Below are 17,003 nucleotides of genomic sequence, written 5' to 3'. Positions count from 1 at the left end.
TCCCGGGAGCAATGCTCCCGGAAATCCCGCCCCAGGGGTGGCGGGACCGGTCCTGCGCCAGGGGGCGCCGGACCGGCAGGCTGCGACCGAGGGCGGACCTCAGCCAGGAACGGCACGGCAGGCCGAATCCCTGCAGCGGCGGCGTCAGCGCGCCCGTCAGCCGAAGCCCCGCAAGCGCCTGCACCAGCCCAGCTGCCGCATGAACGACGCCGAGTACCAGCGCTTCACCGACGCAGCCGCCCAGTGCCAGATGACCAACGCAGCCTTCCTCGCCTACGCAGTCGACAAGGCGGCCCGCGACCTGACCCGCACCGCAGCCGAGATCGCCACCGAGCGGGAAGTACTCGATGAGGTGTTCGCCGCCCGCCGGCACCTGGGTCGGATTCATGGCCTGTTCAATCAGGTCGCCAAGGCGCTCAACTCCGGCGGGACGCCGCCGACACCCTGCTCGCCCACCGGGACGGTGGCTGCCCGGCATGATCCCTCGAATCCATAAGCGCGGCAGCGCGACGGTCGGCCTCATCCGGTACCTGTACGGCCCCGGCACGCACGAGGAGCACATCGACCCGCACCTCGTGGCGGCCTTCGACCCGCTCATGCCCGACCCGGGCCGCGATCCGCAGGCCACTTACGGGCAGCTGCAGCGGCTGCTCGACCAGCCCGTCAACGCCCTGCCCGCCGGCCGGCGCCCTGACAAGCACGTGTGGCATCTGTCCGTACGCGCCAGCCCTGAAGACCCGGTTCTGCCCGACGACGCCTGGGCAGCCATCGCCCGCCGCATGGTCGCCGCCACCGGCATCGACCCCGAGGGCGACGACGCCGCGTGCCGGTGGGCGGCAGTCCGGCACGCCGACGACCACATCCACATCATCGCCACCCTGGTCCGCGACGACGGGCGACGGCCCCGCCTGCACAACGAAGCCCGCCGCGCTCAGGCCGAGGCCCGTCTCATCGAGGCGGACTACGGCTTGCGCCGGGTCACGCCGGGCGATGGCACCGCCGCAAAGCGGCCCACCAGCGCCGAACGCCATAAGGCCGAACGCCGAGGTCGGCAGCGCACCCCGCGAGAGCAGCTGCGGGAGGCGGTCCGGCGCTCGGTGGCCGGTGCCGGGGGCGAGGAGGAGTTCTTCGATCGCCTCGCCGGGGCCGGCCTGCTCGTGCGACGCCGTGTCGCGCCGTCGGGCGACACCCTCGGCTACACCGTCGCCCTCCCCGGCGACCGCAATGCCAAGGGCCAGCCGGTCTTCTACTCCGGCTCCAAGCTCGCCCCGGATCTCTCCCTGCCCCGTATCCGCGAACGCTGGGATGGGAATCCTGACCACCCCGCCCAGCAGTCGGCCCTGCCCTCGGTAACCGAACCCGCATCCGCACGACGGCGCGTCACCAGTGCCGCTTGGCATGGCCTGTTCGTCGTCGACCACGGCGAGGACGGCGCCGTCGCCGCCCAGATCGCCGCCACCGGTGAAGTTCTCGACGCCCTCGCCCAGACGTCTGCGGCCCACACCCGCCACGAACTCCAATCCGCAGCGGCCGCGTTCGAGCGCGCCTCCCGCTCTCATGTACGTGCCGCACGCGGCCACGACCGCGCACTGCGCCAAGCCGCCCGTGACCTCGTGCAGAGCGGCCCGGCCTTCGGCCGAGGCGAGGACGGTGCCGCCACCGCGATGGCCCTCGACATGCTCATTTTTCTGGTCTCTGCCGCCGCTCACTGGCACGCCGGAAGGCAGCATGCCCAGCAGGCCGAAGCCGCGCAACGGGCTGCTGAACATCTCCGCATGGCTTACCGGACCGCCGCCGAGCGCCCGATAGCGGTTCTTCACCAGCGAGGCGTGCGCATGGCCCCCTCCAGGCAACACCGCCATGCCGCCCTCGTACAGCAAGCCCTGCCCGAACTGGCAAGCCGGATCATCGCCGAACCCGGATGGCACGCCCTCGTCGCCACTCTCGACGAAGTTCAGGCAGCCGGGCACAACCCCATTGTTCTGCTCACCGAGGCAGCGGCCCGAAGGGAACTGGACACGGCGGCGCACATGAGTGACGTACTCGTGTGGCGGCTACGGCGGTCAGCCGACCTTCCTGCTGACCCCCCGCAACTCCAGGTCCCGCCCGCTGACGGAAAGCGCCTGGTCGCCCCACCGGAACGTCTGGCCCGAATCGAAGCCAGGCCCGCGAACAGTTCCTCCCGGCGACGCTGAAACACAAGTACGAGCTGGACACAGTGGGCAGCAGGTCAACCTTGTCCACGGTGCGGGCAGCATCCCTTGCATCGCACCGTGGCATCACCCCTTGATGGACAGGTCCCTGGCCACGTAGTACGCGTGCAGCGCTGCCTCGCTGCCGGAGCCCAGGGCGGTCATGATCCGTTGGAAGCGGGCGGAGCGGAGGTCGCCGGCCACGAGGAGACGGGAGTGCTGGTCGGTGGGCGGGCAGTATCCGTCCGGGCCGCGGGTCAGGTCTCCGGGTGGGGCTGCGGGGGCACTTCCCAGGCTGAGGACGGCCGCGTCCGCCGTGATCGTCCGGTGAATACCGTCCTGTCCCACTGCCTCGGCCGACAGCTGGGCGCCTTCCCCACCGTGCAGCGTCAGGTGATCGACGGGGAGCAGCGTGACCCGGGAGTCCTCACGGATCTCGTCGATCTTGTACTCGTCCGCCGCCGGGTACGCCACGAGGAGGCGCGTGTCCGTGGTCGGATGGGCGCGCAGGAAGGTGCCGATCGGGCGGTCGCCGCCGAGGACGAGGAGGGTCCGGCCTTGGGCGTCGTCGGCGTTGGCCTGCCAGAGCGCAGGCAAGGTCAGGCCAGCGGGGTCGGTGATCCAGGGCGCGTCGCTGGGTTGGAGAGGGCCGACGCCCGTGGCGGCGATGGCGTACGGGGCGGTGAGAGAAGCGCCCGTGTCCAGCGTGACGGTCACCTGGTCGTCGGCGGCGCGAAGCTCGGTGACGTACCGACCGAGTTCGAGGCGGCAGAGCTCCGTGTTCTTCAGCTCGGCGACGATGGCGTCGGCCAGCTCGGGGCCGCCGGTGTAGCCGCCGAGGACGTTGTTCAGGGCCGGGATCCGGTACAGGTTCCGGCACAGCCGGTCCGGCTCGACCAGAGTCGAGCGCATGCCGACGCTGGCGGCCATGCGTGCGGCAGCGCATCCGGCGGGTCCGCCGCCGATGATGATCAGGTCGGTGTCGTACAGCGTGTCGCCCATGCAGCTATTCCAGCATCGGGGCCCCTGCATACGCCGCGAGTTGGTCGACCACGTGCTCGGTCGTGACAAGTTGGCCAGTTCCGATCAGGCGGCGGGCGACGACGAGGCCAGCGTCATGTACGTCGGGGCCGGCGTCGCTGGCGCAGGCGTCGGTGACGATCCAGGGTGCGTAGCCGTGTTCGAAGGCGTCGGCCGCGGACTTCAGGACGCAGCTCTCGGTAGCGATCCCGCAGAAGACGAGGTCGGTCCAGCCGCCCCCACGGGCCAATTCGGCTGCCTGGGGGGTGAAGAGTGTGTAGCCGGTCTTGTCGACGACCGCGTGCGCGCGGGCTGCCGCCTCCGCGAGTTCGGGGACGATGTCGGTCTCCGGTGGTTCTTGGAGTCGGCGCCACTGGAAGAAGCGCTCGTACGGGCTGTCCGGATAGTTGAAGTACCGGGTGAAGATCACGGGTCGGCCGGCGCCGATCCACTGGGCGACGAGATCGGAGACCGCAGGCACGGCATGGCGGCTTCGCTCGTTCACGAAGCCGTTCTGCATGTCGATCACGACCAGCGCGGCGCTGCCGATGTCCATCCGTTGCTTCTCCTGCCCTGTGTTCTCACCCGACGCCCTCTCGCAGAGCGTCCTGAGCGGCACGCAGCCGATCGGCCAGCCCGCTGGTCTTCATGATGGCCTCCCTCATCAGAACGTGTTGAGCGGTCTCCTGGGCTCGGGCGGTGGTGAGCCGGGAGGAGGCGGCACGCAGGAAGCGCCAGCCGTACTGCTCGGGCATGGAGGGGTCCTGGCCGTCCTCGATCATTTGCTGCACCTGGCGGGTGAAGCACCAGAGGGCTTGGACAGTCAGTTCGCAGGTGACCAACTCGTCGATGGTGAGGCTGCGCTCGCGGGAGTGAGAGGCATAGGCGACGCCGGACCAGCCCGCGTAGGCGGTGGACACACCCCGTACGCCGAAGGACACGATGTCGGGGTGGTCGAAGCCGGTGGCGAGGAGAGACTCCTCGACTACACCGCCCAGAGGAGCGGGCCCGCCCGGGGCGCCGCGGTCGACAAGGACAGAGGGCGTGGACAGCAAGCGCAGTGCGGTGTCGTGGGCGTCGCCGGACCAGGGCCCCGAAGTGAGCCAGTAGAGGGAGAGGACGTACTCGGGGTTGGGAACACGGGCGGGTTCCTCGTCCAGGAGGTCGCGGAGCTTGTCCCGCGCCCAGGGCAGGTCGGAGGCGTAGGAGCGGTACCGCCAGACCGCAAGGTCGGTGAGCGCGGCAGGCTGGTGCGGCTGAACGAGGTGGAAGACGGCCACCCCGCACGCGAAGACGTGAAGGACGCAGTCCTGTGCCTCGGGGTGGTCGACGCGGGCCGAAGAGGACTCCAGCCAACCGCCGTGCGCACCCGGTCTCATGTGCGCACGGAGGCGGCCGGCGCGCTCGACGCCGATGAAAACTGGCAGGAACTTGTGAGAGTCGACTTCGATGCGGCCTGCCACGGGCGGCGCAGCGCCGCTTGTTCCCAGTGCCGCCGCGAAGCGCGCCTGCGCGTCGTCCGACGCATGGTCGAGCGCGGTGTCGAGCACAGCCTGAGACTCGGCACGCGGCTGGTAACCCGCACCGCCACCCTCCCAGTTCGACACGGTCCGGTCACTGACTCCGAGGTAGGCGGCGAAGTCACGCAGGCTCATGCGAAGGGCTTCGCGCAGCAGCCGTGCTTCGCGGCCGGACCATCTCTGCACAGTCACCACCGTCGTACCCCCCGTCCGTCACCCGGTGAAACGCCGAAACACCCGGCGCGGGCAGTCCTGTTCGGCATTACTGCGGCATTGCTGCAGCGCCCGTGCGTCACACTCAGCGATCAGTTTGCACCATGCTGTATTTACGAACCGGGGAAAGTGGCCACAGCCGAAAAGCGCCCCTCCGCCCGTTCTCTCCGGTTACACACCCAAGGAGCTAACGGCATGACCGACATCGTCAAGCGCAACGCCCGCGCCATCCTCCTCGACGGCGACGAACTGGTCCTCATCAAGCGCACCAAGCCCGACAGGGAGCCGTACTGGGTGTCGGTCGGCGGAGGCGTCGAGGAAGAGGACGCGACCATCGAGGCGGCTCTGCATCGGGAGGTGTTCGAGGAGCTGGGCGGCAAGCTGGAGCGCGCCGAGCTCGTGCACCTCATCACCGACGGGCTGGAGGGAGGCGTCGGAGTCCAGCACATCTTCGCGGCGCGCCTGGAGTCGATGGACCTGGCCGCACGGACGGGCACCGAGTTCGACAAGCCGGAGCGGGGCGGGTACGAGGTGGTCCGGGTGCCCTTCACCGCCCAGGCCGTCCGTGAGCTGAACCTGATGCCGCCGGAGCTGGCCGAGTTCATCGCCACAAACACCGACGCGATCACCTCCGTTCTCGACACACCGATCCGCGAGGCATGAGCGATGGAGCGGTTACCGGACTTCGTCAGCCTCAACGGCCCTGACAACGTCGGCAAGACGACGCACCTCGTTCGACTGGCCGTGCGCCGACACGTCTTTCAGCCGTTGGGAGCCGTCCACGAGCACGACCCCGAGCCGTGGGCGCGGGTAGCGGCCGGCGACTACGCCCGGTGGTGGTTCGAGACGTCCACGACGGTCGAGCTGACGGAGATGCTGCTCGTCGGTCACGCCAAGCGGGCCGCCGCACGCGAGCCCGGTCGTACGGGACTGCTGGACCGTGGCCTGCCCATGCTCCTCGCTGTGGCCACCGCGACATGCGTGGTCAAGGACGGGCTGACGGTGGGCGAGGCGTTCAAGACCGTGACGGACATCGCCGGTTCGCGCGCCACCGCATCAGAGACCTCGGTGCTGCTGCTCGCGTCCTTCGACGCCGAGCGCAGTTACGCCATCACCAGCGCCCGCGAGGGCCGCCCGTGGACGGGGGTCTACCCGGCCTACCAGAAGACACTGCACGCCGTTCTGCTTCACCAGGCCGGCCACGGCACGTACGCCGCCGTCGTGGACTGCGAGAACCGCTCCCTGGACGACGTGCACAGCGCCGTACTCGATCACCTTGGCCTCACTCCACTCATCGACGGGAGTCCCCGATGACTCAGAACTCCCCGCCCCTGGTGCTACCTCCGGGGCTCGTCCGCGCCATGGCCACCCTCCAGGACAAGGACCGGCACAGGCTGGACGACACCGTCACCCGGCTCCACACCGTCAACGGGCGTCTGTGGGACACCGAGGACCGGGTGCGCAGTACCTTGCTCTCCGCCGCCCAGGTCGCCGATTGCAAGCGAGAGATCGACCAGCTCAACGCCGAACGCAACGCGCTCGCCGAGCGCGCCGACGAAGTCCTCGGCTCGCTGGCAGACGCGGGCCGTGCCGATGTGCCGCTGCACACCGAGACGCTCGCCTCCGTCGTGGACCGCATGTCGGTGCTGACGCTGCGGATCTGGCACAGCGAGCGTGCGGCGAGCCGCGACGAGCTGGCCGCACGACGTGTCCCGGCCCTTCACGGCCAACGTGAGGAGCTTTGCGCCGCTCTCGACGCGCTGGTCTCCGATGTCGTCACCGGCCGTCGTCGGCTCCCCGTGCCGGCCCGCTTCAAGCTGTACGGGCGGGAGGACGTCGCTCCGGCGGAGATCAAGCCGAGTCGGCATCTGCGCCAGGTGCTCGCCTTCGGCGGGCTGAGCGAGTGCGGGAAGAGCACCAGCGCGCAGTTCGTCCAGCGGACCTGCGGCGCCCAACGCCTCAAGATGGGCTTCCTGTTACGGCAGGCAGCCCATCGGAAAGGGCTCGCGGACCCGTACGCGCTCTCGGCCCGTCGGCAGGCCGAACTGCTCCTCGGCGAGCTGAACCGCTTCGCGGACGCCCACGTCGACACGAAGCTGTTCACCATCGAGTCCGTCCACGACGATGCCTCGATCGCCGAGCTCAAGCAGCTCATGGGCGACACGCTCCAGATCGTCTACCTGGACGCCTCCTTCGCCGTACGCGTCGAGCGGTCGGGCACCCCGGCCCAGGCCGTCGCCGCGAAGGACGAGATCAAGATGAGCCGCGGCGCCCATCAGGTCGCCGCTCTGGCCGACCACGTCATCGACAACACCGGCAGCATCGCAGCCCTTCGCGCCCGCCTCCGGCGCATCGCCTCCCCGCCCTCCACGGCTGCGTTCCGCGTGGCCACCCCGTACGGGCTCGGTCTTCCGGCAGCAGTCGCGTCGGCGACGGCCGACTTCACCGACACGGTGCGGGCGTACGGACCCGGCGTCCGGCTCGTCGCCCTGACCGGAAGCCCCGGAGAGGGGACCTGGATCGCCGGCTGGTCCGACCTGGACCTCATGGTGATCGCCGAGCACGAGGTCATCGGCAGGATCCATGAGGCCCTGGAGCAGTACCGGACGGCCCTCGGCAGTGCGGCCTCTCTCGGCCCCACCCTCGTCACGCCCGGAGAACTGACCGCCCGACGCCTCACTCCGCGCCTGGCCTTCGTCCTTCACCAGCTCCAGCAGGGCAGCCCCGTCCTGCATGCGGCATCCGACCTCGAACTCCCGACGATCAGCCGGGACGAGCTCGCGTTCGCCGCCGTCCGCGAACTGCCCCAGGTCATGCTCACCATGCGCCGTCTGCGTACTGCGGAGGGAACGACCGCCCTGCGGCAGCTCTACAAGCACCTCGTGCTCGCCTGCCGCCTTCTCCTGCGCGAGCACAACCAGTGGGAGTCCGGCCCCGACCGGATCCTCGCCGCCGCCTCCCGCATGCCGGGCCTGACGGCCCTCGCGGTCCCTCCGCTGGCCGAGGTCGCGAACGCTTGGCGTGACGGTGACACCGAGCTCGTGCTCAAGCCCATCACCGCGGCGGTCGACCAGCTCCTCACCTGGTACGCCCTCCAGCTCGCCGCCTGAACCACGCACCTCTCCTTCTCCCCTCTCCACCGACAGGAGCTTCGTCATGCCCGAAACCCTCACCCTGCCGCCCTTCTCCGCCCGAATCGTCGAGCGGCTCAGCGTCGGAGCCACCAGCCGCCGCGAGCGGGTCATCCACTCGTTGGACGGCCTGGAAAGCCCGGTGCATCCCGACACCCTCGCCAGCACGGGGGCCGATCTGTGGCGTCTGCTCCAGAAGCAACTGCCGGAGGGCGCCGGCTCCGTGGACTTCCTCCTGGGCCTGGACGCGGGCGGCATCCTGCCCACCGTCTCCCTGGCCGACGCCGCCCGCCTCCCCTACAAGATCGCCTGGAAGCTGCACCTCCCCCTGGACGGCGCGGTCCGCTTCAGCGAGCCGCACGCCATGCGCACCGACGTATTCGCCTACGGCATCGCTCCGGGACAGCGCATCGTCATCGTGGACGACGAGATCACCACCGGTAGGACCCTGGCCGACCTCACCCGCCGCCTCCGCGAGGCCGGCGCCGTCCCGCTGGCGGCGGCCTGCCTGGTGGAGGACACCACGCGCGGAGCCCGCGCCCTGCTCGACGAGCTGGAGCTGCCGCTGGTCTCGCTCACCACGATCGAGGGCCCGGCGTGAGCTCGGTCGCCCCGCCAGGGGTCCGGTTCCACCACGGCTCCGCGGTCGTCCCCGCCGGGGCCGTCCACACCACCCCGCTGGGGTACGACCGCGGCAGCGTCCCCCTCGGCGCTCCGCTCCCGCTGCCCGCCTCCGCCGAGCTCGTCCACCTGCTGAGCGGGTGCGGCGAGGTCGTGGTGGCCTTCGAGGGAAAGCTCGGCGACACCCTCCTCGCTCTGTCGGGGGTCCGCGCGGTGCTCGACTGGCTGCGGCTGCGGTCGGTTCGCACCTCCGTCCGGGCGGTGGGGCCGTACGCAGGGCTGATCGCCCGGACCGGGCTGATCACTCAACCCCCAGTCACCACGCCCCACGGTCGACGCGTCGTGATCGGAGACCGCGCGGGGATCGAGGCACACGGCTCCGAAGCCGTGGTGAGCCTGGTACTCGATCCAGCCGCCCCGCCCTGCTGGTCGAGCGACGGCCGCGCCCACCCGGACCTGCCGGCCCGCCACTACCTGGCGCTGGAACGCCGCCTCGGTATCCGCCTCCCCGGCACGGCTCCCTTCGCACCGACCCTCGCGACCGGCCCGAACGATCTCGTGGATGAGCTGCGATCGGTGGGCTGGCTGGGCGGCCTGACCATTGCCGCCATCACCGCCACCAGCTGGCCGGAGCGCAAGGACTACACCGCCCAGCGGTACATCGCCCTCACCGAGCAGATCGCCGAAGCCCAGCAAGCACAGGCCCGGCTGCTGCTCATCGGCGGCGCCCCGGAAGGCGGCTTTCGCGTCAGCGCAGAAGCCCCTCGACGCCACGTTCAGGTGCTCCACCTGGACGGGGTGCCGGCCGAACAGCTCGCCGATCTCTTCCCGCACTGCGACCTGATCGTGGGCAACGACACCGGCCTCACCCACCTCGCCGCGATGACGCGCAGTCCCGAGAGGCCCGTCATCGGCCTGTACGCGCGCCACAGCCACAGCAAGTGGCGCACCGGGCTCCCCCACCACCACGCCGTCGCCACCGACCTGTCCGACCGCATGCACCAGGGCGACCTCTGCCCCGTCCGAGACGCCATTCCCCCAGACGTCGACATGCACATGGACGCCTTCCCGCCCGCCGAACTGGCCCGAGTGTGCCTCGACCTGCTCAACGGGGTGCGGCCATGACCCTCCGCAGCCCTCTGCAGCTCGGCCCGGTGCGGCGCTTCACCCGCAACCTGCTCTGTCCCGTCGACCTCCTCGGCCGCCCGTTGCTCCTGAAGTACACGCGTGACCCGGTGGGAAGCCTCGCCGAGGTGCGCGGGCACGCACGTCTGGCACCGCACTACCGGGTGCCAACCCTCCACGCCCACCTGCGTGTGCCGGGCGGGCGGCTCCTCGCGTACGAACGTCTGCCCGGCGGCACTGACCGAGGGCTCCTGCTCGACCTCCTCAACGCGAGCCAGGCGAGCGACGGCCTCCGCGCCTACTTGGATCAACTCACCGCCGCGTACCGCGAGGCCATCCTCGCGACGGCGAGGCCCACCGACCCGACACGCGCAGTACGCAAGCTGTACTGGGACCGTGCGGCCCCCAGCGGCAGACTCGACGAGTACTACGGCGGTAGAGACTTCTTGATCGCCGACGGCCTCATCGACGTCCTGGTCTCCCGCCTCGACACCTACACCCTGAACATCAACGGCCGTCGGCACCACCTGGACTGGGTCGCCACCCTCCGCTGGCTCCGGGCCCACTTCGCCGCGACCGAGCCGGTCTGGGCAGCGCTCACCCAGGGCGACCCCACCGACGTCAACCTCGCCCACCCGCTCGCCTGGTTCGACTACGACACCGCCGGCATGAACAGCATCCCCGGCGAGTTCGCCAACTTCCTTTGGTACGCCTCCACCCTCGGCGGCTGGCTCGTGCCCATGTACAACCCGGCGGCCTTCGCCGACCACCCCGCCACGTTCGCCCGCGTCCCGGACAACACCCCCGAGATCCGACGAGCGGACATCGAGCACACCACGAGCACCATCCGCATCGACTACGCCCCACGGCTCGCGGCTCCCCGGCGTGCCGCCGTGACCACGTACTGGAACCAGCTCGTACGGCCGGTCGCCGACCGTCTCTGGCCCGGTGCGGACCTGGCGAACCTTCTCCGCCCCTACCTGGCAATGCGCATCCTCGGCGTCTACAACCTCGCCGACCTGGCCCCAGCGGACCGACTCGTCCTCCTCGCCCGGCTCGCCGAAGCGATGAGCCCCGCCTTCGACCCCTCCACCTACTTCTGCCCCCTGGAGTCGTCATGCCCGGCCCCCTGAACGGCCGCACCGCCCTGGTCACTGGAGCGACCGGCGGCCTCGGCACGGCCATTGCCCGCCGCCTCGCAGCCGACGGCGCCACAATCGCCCTCGCCCACTTCGACGACGACCGAACGGCAGAGGAGCTCTCAGCCTCCCTCCCCTCTTGCATCTCCCTGTCGGCAGACCTTCGAGACGCCGAGGCCGTACGGTCCCTGTGCAGTCGAGCCCAAGAGGCCCTGGGCCCGGTGGACATCCTGGTCAGCAACGCCGGCGCCTACCCGCGCCGATCGTGGCCGGAGACGACACCGACCCACTGGGAAGACACCCTGGCCACCAACCTGACCAGCCACTACCTCCTCGCCCACGAACTCACCCCCGCCATGACGGCAGCCGGCTGGGGCCGCGTCATCACGATCGGCTCCGTCCTCGCCGCTGCGGGCCGCCATGAGCTCGCCGGCTACATCAGTGCCAAAGCCGGGCTCGAAGGACTCACCCGCGCCCTCGCCCGCGAACTCGGCCCCGTCGGCGTCACCGCGAACTGCGTCGCTCCCGGCTCCATCCGCGTCCCCGCCGAAGACGCAGTCGTCGACGACCCGGAGGCCATGACCGTCCGCCAGCTTGCCCGACAGTGCGTCCAACGCCGGGGCCAGCCGGAAGACGTCGCCGCGGCCGTCGCCTTCCTCGCCACCGAGGACGCCGGCTTCATCACCGGCCAGACCCTGCGCGTCGACGGAGGCTGGATCCTTGGCTGACATCTGGCTCATGCGCCACGGCGCCTACGAAGGCCACCGCCCCGGCTACCACGCCCCACACGAGGCCGCTCTCACCATGGAGGGCCGCGACCAGGTGTGCCGCTCGCTCCCCCTTCCCGAGGGCACCAGCGCGATCGTCACCAGCCCGATTCCCCGTGCCCGCCAGACCGCCACCCTCGTCTCGCATCTCACGGGCCTGCCGATCGTGGCCACCTCCGGCCTCCTCGCCGAGTGGCGCGCCCCGAGCATCGTCCTCGGCCGCAGTGCCGAGACCTACCCGCCCGCCTATCGCGCCTGGCGAGCCCGGCGCCTCGCCAATCCGTCTCTACGCTGCGAAGACGGCGAAAGCCTCACCGACCTACACACCCGCGCCCGCCACTGCGCCACGTTCCTCCACCACACCGCCCAACGCCACGGCCCCCTCCTGGCGGTCTCCCACACTCTGTTCCTGGGCGTCCTCACGCGTCTCCCAGAAGGCCCCGCCGCCTTCGTCACCGCATCGAGAACCCCGTGGCAGTTCACCGAACTCCGCCTTCTGCCTGTCCATCGACGAGCGGCGCCCGGTCTTCAACGACCTGTCCAGTAATTGGCTGGCATCCGGCCACCACGCCCGTGGGGAGAGCCCTTATTCGTACGTCCCCTTCCAACGCGCCCTGTGCCGCCGGTCCCCTTGCCCGAGCCCGGGAGCACGGCGACCTGGTCTCTGATCGGCACGCGGGCATGCACGCTGGCGAGGTCGAGACCTCGATCCTGCTTCCAGACTGCCCCAGAGCTGAACCGCGACGACTACACCAACACGGACCACGACAGCGGTCCAGGCCCCTTTCTCTTCGTCGACGGAATGAGGTATTACACCGAATCCGGAGTTATTGGCCCTCCGCCGTTCACTATCCCCGCCAAGGGAAAGACCGTCCTCGCAAGTCTGACCGATAGCTTCCCTCTGCACTTTGCCGCCCTCGGCGAGCAGCCGTGATTCCGGGTAGAAGCGATCAGGCGAAGGGTTTTCCACAGGCTCATCGGATCCGGTGCGACCTGGCTACGCTGTGCCTATGGCAACAGAGGTGGCAGCAGTGGAAACGGATCTTGTGACCCGTACAGAAGCGAGGAGGCAGGAGTCATCTTCGGCTCTTGACCCCAAGGAGCGTGCGAAGCGCGGTCAGTACTTCACGCCTTCCCCCGCTGCGGACTTCATTGCCTCGCTGGCGAGGCTGGACGGCGCAGCCCCGATCCGGCTCCTCGACCCCGGTGCCGGGGCGGGGTCTCTGACCGCCTCTGTCGTCTCGCGCATCCTCCGGGAGCAGCCTCAAGCCCAGATCGACGTGACCGCTTGCGAGAACGACCCACAGCTTCATGAGACCCTCTCCGCCACGTTGGAAGACTGCGCGAGCACGGCCCGAGCGTCCGGTGGAGGCGTCGATACCGCCCTAGTGAAGGACGACTTCATCACCTGGGCGACCGAGGATGCAGGGCTGTTCGGTGAGGATCGGGGTCCGTTTGACCTCGTAATCATGAACCCCCCGTACAAGAAGCTGGCCGCCAACTCACGTGAGCGGAGGGCAGTCGCTGCGGCCTGCACAGAGACCTCGAACCTCTATTCGGCATTCATGGCGCTGGGGATCCGCCTCCTCGCTCCAAGCGGCCAGCTCGTCGCCATCACGCCCCGCAGCTTTGCGAATGGCCCTTACTTCCGGCCGTTCCGCAAGTATCTTCTGGACCGCATGCACATTGACCGCGTGCACCTGTTTGAATCGCGAAACAAAGTATTCGCCGATACAGACGTGCTCCAGGAAAACGTGATCTTCTCGGCGACACGCACCGACAAGCCTGACCGAGGCCCCATCATCGTCTCCTCAAGCCGCAGCTACGGCGGCGAAATCCGCAGCCGGTCGGTGGAGCACAGCGAGATGGTGCATCCAGATGACGGCGAGCACTTCATCCACATCAGCGCCGACGAGGGAGACGCGCAGCTCGCGGCTACTCACGCCAACCTTCCCGCCACCCTCACACAAATCGACTGTCAGGTCTCGACAGGGCGCGTGGTGGACTTTCGTTCCAAGGAGCACCTGCGAGCCAATCCAGAGGATGGAGCAGTTCCCCTCATCTACCCGCTTCACATGCGTAACGGCGGAATCTATTGGCCTATACCGGGCGCCAAAAAAAATAATGCGATCATGCTCACCCCAGACACCGAAAAAATGACTTTTCCGTCTGGCTATTACGTCGTAGTGAAGCGGCTTTCCTCTAAGGAGGAGAAGCGCCGTGTGGTCGCTACCGTTTTCGACCCCGAAGTGACACCACACTCCCGGATCGGATTCGAGAACCACGTAAACGTGTTCCATAGGGAAGGGGCCGGGCTCCCCCGGGACGTCGCCCGCGGTCTCTGTTTCTGGCTCAACTCCACCCTGCTAGACCGGCTCATTCGTCGGTTCAGCGGCCACACACAAGTGAATGCGACCGACCTGCGGAACCTCCGCTACCCGAGCGAAGCTCAGCTGCAGGCCATTGGTGGCGAGTGGATAGAGGATGGGTGGCCCGATCAAGAGAAGCTCGACGACCTCGTCGAACGTCACCTAGCGCTGGATGAGACCGCCTCGCCCGGCGAAGCGTAGCGCCCACGAACCCACCCGCAGAATGGCTGATTAAGGCCGGGCTTGGCGGAATCTTGCCGTCCCTCACGGCAGGCCCCCATCATCTGGCAGCGCCACCCCAGAGGCCCTGTAGCCTGAGCCCCACTCACTGCATCGATGTGGCTGGGGAGGGCCAGCGAGTGACCAAGGAACAGCAAGAAAAGAATCTTGAAGAGGCAAAGGAAATTCTCGCCTCTATAGGGATGCCTGCGAAGCAGCAGAACACCCGGACCGCACTGGTCCTGCTTGCGATGTTGGACCTCCGCCCGGATCAGGAATGGGCGGAGGTGAGCTCCAATACCCTCGGCATCACCGAGTGCATGGATTGGATGGCCGTCCACTATCCCGACATCCCGAAAGGGACGAAGGACCCGAGCAGGTACGCACCGAACAGCCGCGAGTCCGTGCGCAAGGAATCCGTCCACCAACTCATCGACGCCGGCGTCCTCGTCAAGAATTCTGACGCCCCAGGACGAGCCACAAACGACAAGAACAACCGATACCACCCGAGCCAGCTGGCTATAAAGGCACTAACGACCTACGGGACATCGGCATGGCAAGAGTCGCTCGACGAATACCACGCCGAATGGAAGAAGCTAATCGAGCTCTGGGCCGCCGAGAGGTCGGTTCACCGAGTGCCCGTCAAACTTCCTGACGGAACGGAGGTCAAGCTAAGCCCTGGCGAGCACAGCGAACTCATCGGTGCAGTCGTCGAACGCTTCGCATCGCAGTTCACCCCCGGAGGCACAGTCGTCTACCTGGGCGACACGGGCTCCAAGTGGATCGTCAACAAGCCCGAGTACCTCGCGGAGCTCGGCGTGGTCGTGGATGCCCACGGCAAGATGCCGGACGTGGTCATCCACTACACGGACAGGGACTGGCTGGTGCTCGTGGAGGCAGTCACCTCCACCGGGCCGGTCAACGGTCTACGGGTCGCGCAGCTCAAGAAGCTCTTCGAGGGAGCGCGCCCGGGCCTGGTCTTCGTCACTGCCTTCCAGACGAAGAAGAAGTTCCGCCAGTTCGCAGCCGACATCGCGTGGGAGACGGAAGTCTGGGTCGCGGAAGAGGAGACGCACATGGTGCACTTCAACGGCGAGCGCTTCCTCGGCCCCTACGGCGACACTCACGACTAAACGACGAGGGCCGCCCCGCGAGGCGGAGCGGCCCTCAAGCAGATATCGGCGACGACCTACTCTCCCACGAGGTCCCCCTCGCAGTACCATCGGCGCTGGCAGTCTTAGCTTCCGGGTTCGGAATGTTGCCGGGCGTTTCCCCACCGCTATGGTCACCGAAAAACTTTGTGCAAGCCCAGGGGCAAGCACATTCGGACGAGAGTATACAGGCGGACAGGTGGTAGCTGATCACCTAGGATGCGCCGAGCGGCAGCGGGCCTACCGTTCCAGCGAACCGGCCGACGGCCCTGCCTTCCCGCCCCCGACCGGAGCCCCGGAGTAAGTCCCTGCCGCCATGGCGATACGCGGCTCAGGCCCCCGTCGAGAGTTCGGGACGCTCGTCGAGGGCAGCCCGACAGAGGGCCTCCTGCACGTCCGTGTACGCCAGCAGATAGACAATCCGAATGCGAGACGCGGGATGGGCTTCGAAGTAGCTCACGGTGGCTGCCAGGAGGGTATCCACCGTGCGCTGTAGATCGCTGTTGCCCCCGCCGGTTCCTAGCAGCGGCAGGACGACCGAGCGCAGCAGCTCCCCAGCCTCAGCAAGCCGATCAACCTCAGACAGGATGTTGCGGGCGCACCGCCCCAGGTCCATCACCTGGCGGTAGCCAGAGCCGGGTTCCCCCTCGACCGAGGCAACATGCACGATCTTCCGGACCTGATGGCTCTCCAGCAGCTCACCCGGCCCGGTGACCAGCACCTGGCCCGCCGACACGTGCTGCTGGCCGGCCATCCGCTCGACAAGTTCTTTGGCGATGATGTCGTCGGTCAGATGTCCGGCGTCGTCCCGACGACCCCCGTGATAGCGGATCGCGGCGGAAACGGTCGGCTCGTCAACGCGGGACATCTCCATGCGGGTGTTCTCTGGGTTGACCCACACATCGACGCCGTGCACGTTCGCGAGATTTCCCGTCACCACACCAATCCGATGCCGCCTACTGCCACGTAGGGGGACGTCATACCGAGTGGACTGAGCGAGCGGTCGCGGGCCCTCGCCCGTGGAGCGTTCACCCAACAACTGTCGCCGCAGCGAGGTGTTCTCGCGCTGTGCCTTCTTCAATTGGGCGGTCAGTTCGTCCCGTCGACGGGTCTTGGCGAGCCAAGTGAAGGAGATCAGCATGAAGAAGGCGGCGAATCCCGCCGCACCGCTGAGACCGAACCCTAACGTCCTACCCTCCGTCATCGAGTCCGGGAAGATCGAGAACAAGAAGAGCGCTGCGGCAAGTGAATACAGAAGGACCGAGGGGAGTTGGAGGGCGTACTGCCGCTCGGCGCGACTCGGCGCGGACGACCAGATCTGCAGGGCGATGCCAGCGACTGTGAGGATCGCTGTGATGGCGAGCTGCAACGGACCCAACGGTGGCCTCCCCTCTGCCTCGGACCCGACACGGGCTGATCATAAGGGTCGCCGCCCTGTCCGTGATCGGCGAACCAGGGCCATTTACAGGTGGCTTGAAATAATTCGTGTGGCGTGGGGGCGCAACGAGAGGTGTGCACCTCCCGAGCCGCAGTGGT

General features: G+C 68.4%; 16 protein-coding genes and 1 rRNA gene. 12 read left to right on the top strand and 5 right to left on the bottom strand.

What is annotated here, in order from left to right:
- The first annotated feature begins 199 nt into the window (after nt 1-199).
- Nucleotides 200-496 carry a hypothetical protein gene (locus tag SACTE_RS33305; protein WP_019992442.1) on the top strand — a complete coding sequence of 99 codons (297 nt, stop codon included), beginning with the start codon at nt 200-202 and terminating at the stop codon, nt 494-496.
- Nucleotides 477-2,195, top strand: coding sequence for a mobilization protein (locus SACTE_RS17285; protein WP_014047317.1), 1,719 nt, complete (start codon nt 477-479; stop codon nt 2,193-2,195). The genes SACTE_RS33305 and SACTE_RS17285 overlap by 20 nt, the downstream gene beginning before the upstream one ends.
- An 84-nt stretch (nt 2,196-2,279) precedes the next feature.
- On the opposite strand, the gene SACTE_RS17280 is transcribed toward SACTE_RS17285, so the two are convergent.
- The 3 genes from SACTE_RS17280 to SACTE_RS17270 are packed head-to-tail and all read right to left on the bottom strand — an operon-like array spanning nt 2,280 to nt 4,927.
- A complete protein-coding gene (locus SACTE_RS17280; RefSeq protein ID WP_014047316.1) occupies nt 2,280-3,194 on the bottom strand; it encodes an FAD-dependent oxidoreductase in 915 nt (304 codons plus the stop codon).
- 4 nt (nt 3,195-3,198) lie between these two features.
- Complete coding sequence (locus SACTE_RS17275) at nt 3,199-3,768, bottom strand: isochorismatase family cysteine hydrolase (protein WP_014047315.1); 570 nt, start codon at nt 3,766-3,768, stop codon at nt 3,199-3,201.
- 25 nt (nt 3,769-3,793) lie between these two features.
- Nucleotides 3,794-4,927 carry a helix-turn-helix domain-containing protein gene (locus tag SACTE_RS17270; protein ID WP_014047314.1) on the bottom strand — a complete coding sequence of 378 codons (1,134 nt, stop codon included), beginning with the start codon at nt 4,925-4,927 and terminating at the stop codon, nt 3,794-3,796.
- Nucleotides 4,928-5,140: 213 nt separating this feature from the next.
- On the opposite strand from SACTE_RS17270, the gene SACTE_RS17265 reads away from it, so the two are divergent.
- The 10 genes from SACTE_RS17265 (at nt 5,141) to SACTE_RS17220 (ending at nt 15,449) form a co-directional block, all read left to right on the top strand.
- Nucleotides 5,141-5,608, top strand: coding sequence for an NUDIX domain-containing protein (locus tag SACTE_RS17265; RefSeq protein ID WP_014047313.1), 468 nt, complete (start codon nt 5,141-5,143; stop codon nt 5,606-5,608).
- Between the two features lie 3 nt (nt 5,609-5,611).
- Complete coding sequence (locus SACTE_RS17260; protein WP_014047312.1) at nt 5,612-6,259, top strand: hypothetical protein; 648 nt, start codon at nt 5,612-5,614, stop codon at nt 6,257-6,259.
- A complete protein-coding gene (locus SACTE_RS17255) occupies nt 6,256-8,055 on the top strand; it encodes a DUF4254 domain-containing protein (protein ID WP_014047311.1) in 1,800 nt (599 codons plus the stop codon). The genes SACTE_RS17260 and SACTE_RS17255 overlap by 4 nt, the downstream gene beginning before the upstream one ends.
- A 46-nt stretch (nt 8,056-8,101) precedes the next feature.
- Nucleotides 8,102-8,677: a phosphoribosyltransferase gene (locus SACTE_RS17250; RefSeq protein WP_014047310.1), complete on the top strand. Its 576-nt coding sequence runs from the start codon at nt 8,102-8,104 to the stop codon at nt 8,675-8,677.
- Nucleotides 8,674-9,822 (top strand): glycosyltransferase family 9 protein, encoded by a 1,149-nt coding sequence (locus SACTE_RS17245; protein WP_014047309.1) that lies wholly within the window; start codon nt 8,674-8,676, stop codon nt 9,820-9,822. The genes SACTE_RS17250 and SACTE_RS17245 overlap by 4 nt, the downstream gene beginning before the upstream one ends.
- On the top strand, nt 9,819-10,955 hold the full coding sequence (locus tag SACTE_RS17240; protein ID WP_014047308.1) for a hypothetical protein: 1,137 nt from the start codon (nt 9,819-9,821) through the stop codon (nt 10,953-10,955). Before SACTE_RS17245 ends, SACTE_RS17240 begins: the two co-directional genes overlap by 4 nt.
- Entirely contained in the window at nt 10,940-11,689 is a 750-nt protein-coding gene (locus SACTE_RS17235) for an SDR family NAD(P)-dependent oxidoreductase (protein ID WP_014047307.1), read from the top strand. Before SACTE_RS17240 ends, SACTE_RS17235 begins: the two co-directional genes overlap by 16 nt.
- Nucleotides 11,682-12,275 (top strand): histidine phosphatase family protein, encoded by a 594-nt coding sequence (locus SACTE_RS17230; protein WP_014047306.1) that lies wholly within the window; start codon nt 11,682-11,684, stop codon nt 12,273-12,275. Before SACTE_RS17235 ends, SACTE_RS17230 begins: the two co-directional genes overlap by 8 nt.
- A gap of 463 nt (nt 12,276-12,738) precedes the next feature.
- The gene (locus tag SACTE_RS17225; protein WP_202434291.1) at nt 12,739-14,298 is read left to right on the top strand and encodes an Eco57I restriction-modification methylase domain-containing protein; all 1,560 of its coding nucleotides are present in this window, start codon (nt 12,739-12,741) and stop codon (nt 14,296-14,298) included.
- Between the two features lie 158 nt (nt 14,299-14,456).
- Nucleotides 14,457-15,449: a BsuBI/PstI family type II restriction endonuclease gene (locus SACTE_RS17220; RefSeq protein ID WP_014047304.1), complete on the top strand. Its 993-nt coding sequence runs from the start codon at nt 14,457-14,459 to the stop codon at nt 15,447-15,449.
- Between the two features lie 43 nt (nt 15,450-15,492).
- Here SACTE_RS17220 and rrf read toward each other — a convergent pair.
- Both rrf and SACTE_RS17210 read right to left on the bottom strand, forming a co-directional pair.
- A 5S ribosomal RNA gene (gene rrf, locus SACTE_RS17215) occupies nt 15,493-15,609 on the bottom strand.
- Between the two features lie 189 nt (nt 15,610-15,798).
- Entirely contained in the window at nt 15,799-16,836 is a 1,038-nt protein-coding gene (locus SACTE_RS17210; RefSeq protein ID WP_226995172.1) for a hypothetical protein, read from the bottom strand.
- Between the last annotated feature and the right edge of the window lie 167 nt (nt 16,837-17,003).

Source organism: Streptomyces sp. SirexAA-E, from assembly GCF_000177195.2.
GTDB classification, from domain to species: Bacteria; Actinomycetota; Actinomycetes; order Streptomycetales; family Streptomycetaceae; genus Streptomyces; species Streptomyces flavovirens.
The sequence above is the reverse complement of the archived record's forward strand: the minus strand, read 5'-3'. Positions and strand labels throughout refer to the sequence as shown.

Bases quoted from the DNA above. Each gene is read 5' to 3' on its own strand.
- SACTE_RS17240 (WP_014047308.1), top strand. From the start codon at position 9,819: ATGACCCTCCGCAGCCCTCTGCAGCTCGGCCCGGTGCGGCGCTTCACC.
- SACTE_RS17225 (WP_202434291.1), top strand. From the start codon at position 12,739: ATGGCAACAGAGGTGGCAGCAGTGGAAACGGATCTTGTGACCCGTACA.
- SACTE_RS17255 (WP_014047311.1), top strand. From the start codon at position 6,256: ATGACTCAGAACTCCCCGCCCCTGGTGCTACCTCCGGGGCTCGTCCGC.
- SACTE_RS17265 (WP_014047313.1), top strand. From the start codon at position 5,141: ATGACCGACATCGTCAAGCGCAACGCCCGCGCCATCCTCCTCGACGGC.
- SACTE_RS17250 (WP_014047310.1), top strand. From the start codon at position 8,102: ATGCCCGAAACCCTCACCCTGCCGCCCTTCTCCGCCCGAATCGTCGAG.
- SACTE_RS33305 (WP_019992442.1), top strand. From the start codon at position 200: ATGAACGACGCCGAGTACCAGCGCTTCACCGACGCAGCCGCCCAGTGC.
- SACTE_RS17260 (WP_014047312.1), top strand. From the start codon at position 5,612: ATGGAGCGGTTACCGGACTTCGTCAGCCTCAACGGCCCTGACAACGTC.
- SACTE_RS17275 (WP_014047315.1), bottom strand. From the start codon at position 3,768: ATGGACATCGGCAGCGCCGCGCTGGTCGTGATCGACATGCAGAACGGC.
- SACTE_RS17280 (WP_014047316.1), bottom strand. From the start codon at position 3,194: ATGGGCGACACGCTGTACGACACCGACCTGATCATCATCGGCGGCGGA.
- SACTE_RS17235 (WP_014047307.1), top strand. From the start codon at position 10,940: ATGCCCGGCCCCCTGAACGGCCGCACCGCCCTGGTCACTGGAGCGACC.
- SACTE_RS17285 (WP_014047317.1), top strand. From the start codon at position 477: ATGATCCCTCGAATCCATAAGCGCGGCAGCGCGACGGTCGGCCTCATC.